Consider the following 9,633-nt stretch of genomic DNA (forward strand, 5'->3'; position numbering starts at 1 on the left):
GCCGCGTACGGGCGGCATCCCGCGCCCAGGTGGCCGCCAGACGGCGCACGCAGGTCAGCAGGTAGGGCCGCCAGGCGTACTCGGGTCCGGCACCCCAGGCGATGGCTCGGTAGGTACGGGCGAACGCCTCGGCGGCGAGGTCCTGGGCGGTGGCCATGTCCCGGCAGCACGTGCGGGCGTAGGCGAGCACCGAGGGATGGTGACGGGCGAACACCTCATCCATCACGGCGCTCACCGCCGCGTCGGACTGCGAGGTGTGCCCGCGCAGCAAGGCACAGAGTTCCCCGTCGCTGAGGCTTCGGAGATGCTGCTGACGGGCGTTACCCGGTGTGCTCAACACGTGCTCCCGTGAGGCTTGCTGATGACCCGGGCGTCGGTTCCGGGTACATCCGTCATCAGGGTGCGACGCTGCGCCCGACCGGAATTCGCGCAAGTGTGCACCCTTGCAGGGCTGCAAGCAAACCCACCATCTCCACCTCCCTGCGACTGCGGGGTGTCGTCGCCGCCTGAACCGGCACACTGAGCGTGCAGTTGCCCGTACAGGAGGACGGCGAGTCCCTGAAGTCGACTCGGGGTGCAGCCGGAGTGTGTGGGCGGGCGTCGGCCCGGGACGGCCCGGGCACGCCTTCTCAGCTCTGCATGCGTTCGTCGTAGTCCCTTTGGTGCGCATGTATTTCGTCCGCGTGGTCGACCGTCCAGTCGTACAACCGGCCGAACGGCTCCCGCAGGGATGCGCCGAGCGGGGTGAGGGAGTACTCGACCCCGACCGGAGAGGTCGGTAGCACGCGGCGCACGACCATCCCGTTGCGCTCCAGGCGGCGCAAGGTCTGGGTCAGGACCCGCTGGGTCACGCCCTCAAGACGGCGCTTGATCTCGTTGAACCGAGTGGGCTCGTCAAGGACCGTCATCACCATCATCGACCACTTGTCGGCGATCTGGTCGAGGATCGGGCGGCTGGGGCAGTCGGATCGGTAGACGGTGGTGATGGCAGCGCCCGTGCCGTTGCCGTTGCCGGTGCCGGTTTCAGAAAGGGCCATGTCGGTATCCTTCGCGATCCTTGCGATGCCCAAAGTGCGTTATTGACGCCTGTTGTCCCCCGACGGACTGTAAGTATGCATCAGGAACCTAGATGCATATCGGGTACCAATCGGAGATCTTCATGCACCATGACGCCTACGCGACCCTGCGGGTGAGCTTCGAGGACGGCATAGCCCGCGTCACCCTCGACAACCCGCCGGTCAACGTCCTGAACGTCGCCCTGATGGCCGACCTCCTGCACCTGCTGACCGCGCTGAGGGACGACGGGTCGGTCCGGGTGATCGTGTTCGACAGCGCCAGCCCGGAGTTCTTCATCGCCCACGTCGACATGACGCTCATCGACACGCCCGACGCCTTCGACGAGCTCGCGGGCCACCTTCCGGAAGGCGTCAACGTCTTCCAGGCCCTGGGGGAGCTGCTCCGGCACCAGCCCCAGGTGACCATGGTCAAGCTTGCCGGGATCGCCCGCGGGGGAGGGGCGGAGTTCGTCACAGCCGCGGACATGGCCTTCGCGGCGATCGGGCGTGCGGGGATCGGCCAGATCGAGGCTCTCATGGGCATCGTCCCCGGTGGAGGGGGCACGCAGTACCTCGCCGGCCGGATCGGCCGCCATCGCGCCCTGGAGGCGGTGCTGGGCGCCGACCTCTACGACGCCGAAACCGCGGAGTCCTACGGCTGGGTCAACCGGGCCGTTCCCGCCGACGAACTCGACGGCATCGTCGACCGCCTCGCCCGCAACATCGCCGCCCTGCCGGAGGGGGTGATCGCGGCGACCAAGCGCGCCATCGTCCCCGAGGACCTGGCCGAGGGGCTGCTGCGGGAGCACGACGCCTGGGCGGATCTGTTCGTTCGCCCCGCGGCCGAACGGTTGATCCGCGGCGGACTGGCCGGCGGCGCACAGACCCGTGACGGCGAGCGCGATCTGGAAGGTCTGCTCCGGGGGCTGACCGGACAACACCCGGAGGAGGGCCCCGCGTACTCACCGGTGTCGTAGGCCGGGCGCGGCAGGTCCAGGCCGTCATCCCGCGAGGGGTGGCGGCCCTCTCGCACGCGCGCCCGGGCCAGGGCGGTCATGGCCGCCGTCACGGCGACCGGTCGACGTGCCCCTGAGGAGTTGGCCGTGGAGGGTCGCCGGGTGGAGGCGATAGGTGGCCGGAGGGAGGCGCGAGGTGGCCGGGTGGAGGCGCACGGTGGCCGGGCGGTGACATGACACGGAAATACCCGTGGGAAGCGGGCAGGGCCAGCAGAAGGGCCGAACCGATCGTCAGCAGCAGCATTCCGACGGTCACGATCCGGGTCATGCCGGCGTACCAGGGCACGGAGTCGTAGAAGCCCACAGTGAGCAGCGCGATGTCGAAGCAGACGGACAGTCCGCCGACGACCCAGGTCAGCGCCCGGGCCGGGCTGTTTCCCCGCGCGTCGAGGCGGGCCAGCACCAGGCAGACGGCGCAGAACACGATCGCGAGCAAAACGAACACGGTCAGTCCGTACCCGACCAGGTCGCCCGCCGCGCGGTCACCGGCGCGTTCGCTCTGACGGTGGCTCAACTCGGGGATGGCGAAGAACGTGCCGACTGCGGAAACCAGGGTCAGCGCGCCGACCCCGGCGAACAGGTAGCTCGCCGCGAACACAGCGCCTGGAGGCGCCGGTGGCTGTTCCACCCTCGTCGTGGTCACGGGCGGGCCCCTGTCGCCGAGATCGCCCGGCGTCGGCGCAACAGCACACCGCCCGTCACGATCCAAGCGGTGAGTGGCAGGGCCGCCAGCGCGTAGAACAGCGGCTTCGACGTCGCCGGAACGGGGACGGCAAAGGCCTCGGCCGTGGGCACGGCAGTGGTTTGACCGCCGAGCCACACCTCGCGCCCCTCGCTGCTCGGGCCGTTCAGCGACTCGCGCGCGGAGGAGGCCAGTGACGGGTGGTCCTTGGCGAACGCGGCGGCGCTCACCCGGTTCTGATCGATCCGGCTGAAATCCACCCCACCGTAGACGTAGGTCCTCGTGTAGACGGTGTTGCCCTCGGTGGTGGTGTGGGTGACGTTGAACTCGCCGTTCTTGTACGACTGGACGTAGCGGTCGAACACCTCACGCGGCGTCCAGTCCTCCTGGGAGGTCCAGCGGCTGATGTCGCCCCTGCCGATGAGGTCCGAGTACGCGGTGCTCTTCGTGCTGCTGCGCCCGCGGAACCACTCGGCGGCGACCCGGCTGGCATAGACCCGGCGCAGGTCGGCGTACTCAGGCGCGTGGTTCACCGCTTCCTGGACCTGCGGCAGGATCGTCGTACGGTACACATCCTCGTTGTGCCGGGTGCTGGCCTCGTCCTGCTGCCCGCAGCCTGCGGCGCCCCCGACGCCCTGAGCCTTGACGATGTCCGACTCCATCTTCACCAGCAGCGGCGCGTCCAGGATGTACAGCTCGTTCTCGTTGTCCCGGACGGTGGCGGTGTCGGGCACGATCCACTGCCGCATCGAGAGGCACTTGGTGTCGCCCTGCAGTGCGTCCCAGAGCTTCTTGCCGCCGGGGGTGTCCGGATGGATGAACTGCGCGACCGACTTCTTCATAGCCAGGTCGGCTTCCAGCAGTACCCGTCCGGCGTCGGTCCTGCCGAACTTCTCGTCGATGATCCGGTCCGGCTCGTCCGGGTTGAGATTCACGGTGAAGGCGGACGGTGGCAGCTCCAGCCAGACGAAGAACGAGTCTGAGGCGAGCTGCGCGGCGCGCCGGCCGCCGAAGGACTCCTGATCGGCAGGCGAGGCGTCGGCCTTGAACGCGTATTGCACGCCGGACCCCTTGTGATAGGTGTCGGAGACGTACCGCAGCTCCAGCGTAGAGAAGTCGACGCCACCCAGGTCCTCGGCCAGTTCGGGGTGGCCGGATTCCGTGGCGAGTCGCTGGTTCACCTCGCGCAGCTCGGCGGCTTCCTCCGAGGTGTCGCCGGACTCCGCGATGTTCGACGGCGCCGCGGCCGGGGCCTGATACTGAGCAGGGGCGCGCAGGATGTCGCCGGGGGAGGTGGGGCCGCCCTGCGGCCCGCTCTTCGGGTCGTCGCTCTCGGCGCCGCCCCGGTCGGCCCCGCCCCGGGATATCAGGTTTTTCTGCGCCGACACCACGTAGTACGGGATGCCGGCCTTTTGCAATGCGGTCTTGGCTGCTTCGGCCGGCTCGTCCGAGAAGATGTACACCAGCTTGCGGGGGTTCGCATTGCCCCGCTCGGCCTCGATAAAGGCCTTGTCCCGGGCCAGCTCATTCGTGTTGATGCGCTTGCCGGACTTCACCTCGTAGAAGAGGCCCAGCTCCTTGTTGGCCAGGTCGTAGTAGCGGTTCACCTCTGAGACGTACGATTCGGTCTGCCAGCCGAAATTCGAACCGAGCCTGAGCCGTTGCGCGACATGCATTCTGAAGGCGCTGCCTTGATTGTCGTTGCCCTGATTCGCAATGTACTGCCGGATCCACTTGTCCCACTGCAGCACGGGACTCGGCTTCCTGTCCACCGGGTTGGCGTTGTACTGCGTCAGCCGGGCTTCTTTGTCCGATCGATATCGCTGCCACGCCTTCAGGCAGTGCTCCCAGGTACCGAGCACTTTGGCCTTGGGGTTGAGCGGCGCCCGGTCCATCTCATGGCGCTGCGGCTCCGGTCGGTCCCGCAGCCACTCAGCGGGGTTCTCGTAGTCGTAGGTCTGTCGCGGGCCGGCTGAAGCGGGACTGAATTCACCCGGAAGTGTGTGCGATTTTGGTGGGGGCCCGTCAACTTTGGCCAGTGGTACCGGCTTCGGCGCGGCCGAGCCTGAACCCGGATAACCGACCGGCCCTATCAGCACCGTCAGTGTCAACACGGTAGACCACGCCACAAATCGCCGGCGTCCGCCCATGTCCCCAGCTCCCCTCGGCAGACAATGCGATCTCCAACATATCGGCGCGTGCCGGCCGGGAGTAGGTCAAATGAGCCCTTCGAAAATCTGAACGAGCAAACCGGGTCGCGTTTGGCGAGCACAATCTGGAGCAACAGGAACGGCACCGTCACCCTTCCGTCCGGGACCAGCTGATCGAGGAACGGACGACCGGCGAACATAGTGGCTTGGGTCGGTTCGCCCTGGTGGTAGGACCACTGCGCGCGCCTCGCCGGCCGCAGGACCTCGCCGAGGTATCAAGCGGCACCATCGGTGAACTCCGGGTACGGCGACAACTCGGCCGGGCCGGACACCAGCCGACGAGCGACTGCCTCCAACTCGTCCGATGAGGCCGGGAAAAGTTCCAGCGGTCGGGCCGTTCCGCGTAGGTGGCGAGCCAAGCAGGGAGGCCGGCCCGGCGCTCGGCCAACCAGCCGTCCAGGTACTCCGAACCGAAGCTGGTCTGCTCGCGGCCTGCCCCTGGGGTGGGCTGCCTGACTGGCGTCCAGCCGGGCAAGGCGGCCCGCCTGTCGGCGACCGCCCGTTCCAGGTCCCTGAAGCTCCACCCGAACGTGTCGCCGTCCCGGTACCGCCAAACCCGCTCGAATACGCGTCGACCACGTGGTAGCGAGCGGCTCACCGCAGCCCGATCACTGAGCAAAAATGCTGCACAGGTGCACGCGTTTGGTGCAATCATGGTGCACATCGGTCTCGAGAGCTCCACGGAAGGGCGTCACCATGGATCAGCAACAGCTTCCCGCGCACCCCGACAGCGAGCGGTACTCCGTGACCCTGTGCCCCCCGGCGGTGACCATCGTCTCCGAGCTGACCGCCGCGAGCGGCGTCAGCAAGTCCGACGTGATCAACCGGGCGGTGCTCCTGCTCGGCTTCATCGAGAACGAGCGGGCCAAGGGCAACGACCTGATGATCCGCGACACCGCCGGCGCCCTGGAGCGCATACACATCATCTGAGGTGCGACCCGCAGACACGGCCGCGGCCGGGGCGTGCGGGTGCGGCCCCGGCGTCCACCGAGGCGTGCCACGCCTTGCACGCGTGCCGGTCACGCCGGTTCACGCCGGTCAGGTTGAGGCGCTCGTTCCGCTGAACGGATGCAGTAGTCAGCAGCAGAGCATCCGTAGGGATCACAGCGGGCCCGTCCCACGTTGAATCGTCAAACGGTGCGCTCCGCGCAAGCGCACCGCGCCGCCCACGGGATGAGGAGGATCCGATGCATGCCGCCGAAGAGCATCGGCAGGAGCTGGACTCGGTCAGCATCCTGAACGTGAAGAGGACGCTGCTCCAGCTGCTCGGCCGGGCGGGGGTCGCCGCCGACGATGCGGAGGGCCTGATCGCCCTGGTCGAGGCGGGAGCCCTGGCCGGCGCGTGCGAGGAGATCGGCGGATTCGGGGGGACCGTACCGGAAGCCAAGGGCGAGCAGTACGAGTCGGGCTGGCTGGACGGTGCCCGTGCCGTCACCGACGAGCTCGGCGGGATCGCCGAACGGGCACTGCGGCAAACCGTCGACCCCGGCGTAACCACCGCCGCCCCGGACGCCCGGCCGCCGGTCGGGCGGATGGAGGTGGAGCGGGCGAAGGCGGCCGTCACCCCCCTCTACCTCACCTTCACCGCCGTCTCCGACCTCGACCCCGAGGTCACCGATGAGGTGCTCGCTGCCGTCCTCGCCACGATGACCCCGCGGCAGCGGGCCGGGTACGCCGGCCGGCTGGCCCAGTTCGCCGCCGCGCACCGGGCCCGTCTGGAGCGGCTGTACGTGGAGTACGGGCCCGCCAGCGCCACCGCCATCCACGGCCGCTACTCCCTTCTGCACTCCCCTACCAGCGTCGCCGTGCTGGAGCGGCTCACCACGGCAGCGACCGAGCTGCGGGAGGAGTGGGACTCCGCCGAGCTGCCACCCGCCTGGTTGGACGGTCCGATGACGGCCTGGGACGCGGCGGGCTGACCCACGGTGCCGGTCCCGGCGTGAGTGATGGGCAGGTCACCAGACCTGCGGCTACCCTCCCCGGGTGAGGGCTCCCGTCCGCTGCGTCCCCGGGGCAGCGCCATCCGGGCGTGGGCGGCGCGCCACACTCGCGGGGTGACGGCCTCGGCGGTGACCTCCCGGCTCAAGGCCTGAGCGTCCGCCCGCTCGGCGCGAGCTTGGGTGGTGGCGCTGTTGCCGGTGTTCGGCTGCAGATCTGGCGTGCTCAATCTCTGCGACGCTGTTCAGGTGTGCGCGGTGGTCTTGTTCATGGTGGTGGGCCTGGGGTGGGTACGGTCTGCTCATGTATCTCAACGGACCGGGGCAGCAGCGGGGGCATGTCCTCCTGATAGCGGGGGACGCTGCTGTGCGTCGCCGCACGGTAGGTCTGGCTCCCAGCGTGAATCTTGCGGCTCTCGCGATGGTGCCGGCCTCGGCGCTGCTGGGTAGCGAGATTCCTACCGATACCGTGTGCCTGGACGGGGTACGTGACCCGAATACGGTTCTGGCGCGGCTGCGTACGGCGGCCGCTACGCCAGGCCCGCTGCTGCTCTATGTGTCGGGCCGGCTCACCTCCGACCGGCGGGGGCGCCGGCTTCATCTGGCGTTGGCCGGGACGACACAGGCCGCTGTCCGCTACACGGCGTTGCCGTGGGAGTGGCTGGAACGCGAACTGCGTGGCCGCCCCGCGGGGCTCACGACCGTACTTGTCGATCTGGCCGCGGACAGGGATGCGTGGCCGCTGCTCCAGGAGGACGGCGGTCTGCCCGCGTTGGCGTGTGCCGAGGTCTACGGGGTGGTGTGTCCGCCGGGTTTCGCCGCGGGTGAGGGTGCGGTCAGTGGTTATACCCGGCACTGGATCGAGCAGTTGCGTCGTGGTCCGGTCCGGCCGGCCGATGTGCAGTTGCATGCTCTCGCGGCGGGGGCGGCGGGTCTTCCGCCGGGTGCACTGGTCCTGCCGACTGCCCGTGAGCTGGGTATGCGCCATGTCCCACAGCCGCAGCAGCCGCCGTCGGAAGCGCACCAGCAGGCCGGGCAACGGCCGGGCGTGCAGGGGCCGGGTGGGCAGGGGCCTGGCGGCCAGGGACCGGGTGTGCAGGGGCCTGGTGTGCACGGGTGGCAGGAGAACGGTGCCGGACCGGCCTCCGCCCAGGCTGCCGGTGGGGTGTGGGGCGGGGATCCGCGGCCGCACATTCACGCGCTGGCCTGCGAGGGCCGTCATCTCGAGGCGGCCGCTCTTGCCCGGGCCTGGGAGGAACACGTCCGGTACACCTACGGGTACTCCTCCGAGCAGGCGGTCCAGTGGGCGGAGATCCGGGCGGACCTGGCGCGGATGGCGGGTGATTTCCCGCTGGCCACGGGGCTGTGGATGGGGGCGTGCCAGGCCCGGCTGGCCGCCCAGGGTGCGGCCGGACCCGAGGCCTATGCCGCGGCGGCGGGCGCTCTGTACTGCTGGACCCAGCTCAAGGACCGGGCGACGGTGGTGGAGTCGGGGCCCGAACTGGTCGCCCTGCTGGGGGCCCTGCCCGCGCTCGACCCCCGCTACCTCCGGCTGACGCAAGCACGCCTGGAGGCACTGCTTGCCCCCGGCCTGCCCCGAGCCGTCCGCACCTGAGGACCGGGAGCGGCCGGGGGCGGCGGCACAGGGTGTGTCACCCCTGCCGCCTGCCGCCCCCCGCCGTCCCGCCCGTCCTGGTGCTCCTGGTGGGGTTCCGCCCGTTCCCGGCGGGTCCCCCGGAGGGCCTGCCGGCTGGGCGGGGCCGCCCGGCCGGGGCCCTTGGCTCCGCACAGCCACAAAAGCGGGACGCAGGAACGCTTCAGGTGTGGGGGATGGCGCCGGCGCTGTCAGGCGGCGCTTTCGCTCCTCGCCTCGTTGTCTCGGCGTGCTGTGCGCAGGGCGTGGCCCCACCACAGGAGGTCGTCGAGAAGGACCTCCGCGGCTTGTCCGGCGTTGTGTGTGTCCTGGGGCATCCCGGCCTCGTCGAAGGGGAACTGGTGGAAGCTGACCGTCTCGCGGACCGTGGTGGCGTGCAGTTCGGCGAAGACCGGGCGTAGTTGCTCGACGGCGCGCAGGCCGCCCGACAGGCCGCCGTAGGACACGAAACCGACCGGCTTGCGGCGCCAGACCTGTCCGGCTACGTCGATCGCCTGTTTCAGGGAGGCGGGGAAGGAGTGGTTGTACTCGGGGGTGAGTACCACGTAGGCGTCCGCACCGGCCAGGTGCTCGACGAACGCGCGGCCGCGCGGTGAGAGGTCGGGGGTCCAGTGTGCCGGGAGGTCGGCGTCGGCCAGGTCGGCGACAGTGAGTTCGATGTCGGTGCGGCCGGCGGCGACGGTCTCGAACCAGCGGGCGACGGTGGGCCCGAACCGGCCTTCCCGGGTGCTGCCGACGACGAGTGCGATACGCAGTGGAGTGGTCATGACCCATGTCTAAAACATCAAGTCCGGTTGAGGTCAAAGCGCTGTGGGTCACGGCCGGCGGTCAGCGCCGCGGGATCTCCCGCCGACTCCGCGCTCCTGCGGATCCAGCGTCAGCCGGTCCGTCCTGGTCTTCGTCGGCACGTACAGGTTGTCTTGCGGGCACTCGAAGACCGCGCCGCAGTCGGGTCGGTGGGGTAACGGGTGACCGCTTCGAGCACCGCGCTGTTCCCGTGGCCCGGCCGCAGCGGGAAGGCTCCGGTGCATCCTGTCCGTCCGGTAGCCAATGAGGGTCATCGTCGTGGGGCTTGGGCG

The 9,633-nt window shown here is 69.6% G+C and carries 9 protein-coding genes; 4 read left to right on the top strand and 5 right to left on the bottom strand.

The features are described from left to right. Both ACWGIU_RS19165 and ACWGIU_RS19170 read right to left on the bottom strand, forming a co-directional pair. On the bottom strand, positions 1 to 337 hold a 337-nt coding region (locus ACWGIU_RS19165), incomplete at its 3' end, for a sigma factor (protein WP_453707308.1). 292 nt (positions 338 to 629) lie between these two features. Further along, positions 630 to 1,037 carry a winged helix-turn-helix transcriptional regulator gene (locus tag ACWGIU_RS19170; RefSeq protein ID WP_453707310.1) on the bottom strand — a complete coding sequence of 136 codons (408 nt, stop codon included), beginning with the start codon at positions 1,035 to 1,037 and terminating at the stop codon, positions 630 to 632. A gap of 122 nt (positions 1,038 to 1,159) precedes the next feature. Here ACWGIU_RS19170 and ACWGIU_RS19175 point away from each other — a divergent pair, with 122 nt between their 5' ends. After that, positions 1,160 to 2,032, top strand: a complete 873-nt coding sequence (locus ACWGIU_RS19175) for an enoyl-CoA hydratase/isomerase family protein (RefSeq protein ID WP_453707312.1) — start codon at positions 1,160 to 1,162, stop codon at positions 2,030 to 2,032. 88 nt (positions 2,033 to 2,120) lie between these two features. On the opposite strand, the gene ACWGIU_RS19180 is transcribed toward ACWGIU_RS19175, so the two are convergent. Beyond that, positions 2,121 to 2,714: a hypothetical protein gene (locus ACWGIU_RS19180; RefSeq protein WP_453707314.1), complete on the bottom strand. Its 594-nt coding sequence runs from the start codon at positions 2,712 to 2,714 to the stop codon at positions 2,121 to 2,123. Further along, positions 2,711 to 4,864, bottom strand: a complete 2,154-nt coding sequence (locus ACWGIU_RS19185; RefSeq protein ID WP_453707316.1) for a hypothetical protein — start codon at positions 4,862 to 4,864, stop codon at positions 2,711 to 2,713. Before ACWGIU_RS19185 ends, ACWGIU_RS19180 begins: the two co-directional genes overlap by 4 nt. Positions 4,865 to 5,659: 795 nt before the next feature. On the opposite strand from ACWGIU_RS19185, the gene ACWGIU_RS19190 reads away from it, so the two are divergent. The 3 genes from ACWGIU_RS19190 to ACWGIU_RS19200 all read left to right on the top strand — a co-directional run bounded on the left by ACWGIU_RS19190 (position 5,660) and on the right by ACWGIU_RS19200 (position 8,515). After that, positions 5,660 to 5,893, top strand: a complete 234-nt coding sequence (locus ACWGIU_RS19190) for a hypothetical protein (RefSeq protein ID WP_030652784.1) — start codon at positions 5,660 to 5,662, stop codon at positions 5,891 to 5,893. Positions 5,894 to 6,150: 257 nt separating this feature from the next. Further along, on the top strand, positions 6,151 to 6,882 hold the full coding sequence (locus ACWGIU_RS19195) for a hypothetical protein (RefSeq protein WP_453707318.1): 732 nt from the start codon (positions 6,151 to 6,153) through the stop codon (positions 6,880 to 6,882). A gap of 418 nt (positions 6,883 to 7,300) precedes the next feature. Further along, a complete protein-coding gene (locus ACWGIU_RS19200) occupies positions 7,301 to 8,515 on the top strand; it encodes a hypothetical protein (RefSeq protein ID WP_453707320.1) in 1,215 nt (404 codons plus the stop codon). A gap of 230 nt (positions 8,516 to 8,745) precedes the next feature. Here the strand turns inward: ACWGIU_RS19200 and ACWGIU_RS19205 are convergent, their stop codons facing one another. Further along, entirely contained in the window at positions 8,746 to 9,321 is a 576-nt protein-coding gene (locus ACWGIU_RS19205; protein ID WP_453707322.1) for an NADPH-dependent FMN reductase, read from the bottom strand. Positions 9,322 to 9,633 lie beyond the last annotated feature (312 nt).

The sequence above is a fragment of the Streptomyces sp. NPDC054840 genome, assembly GCF_053611065.1.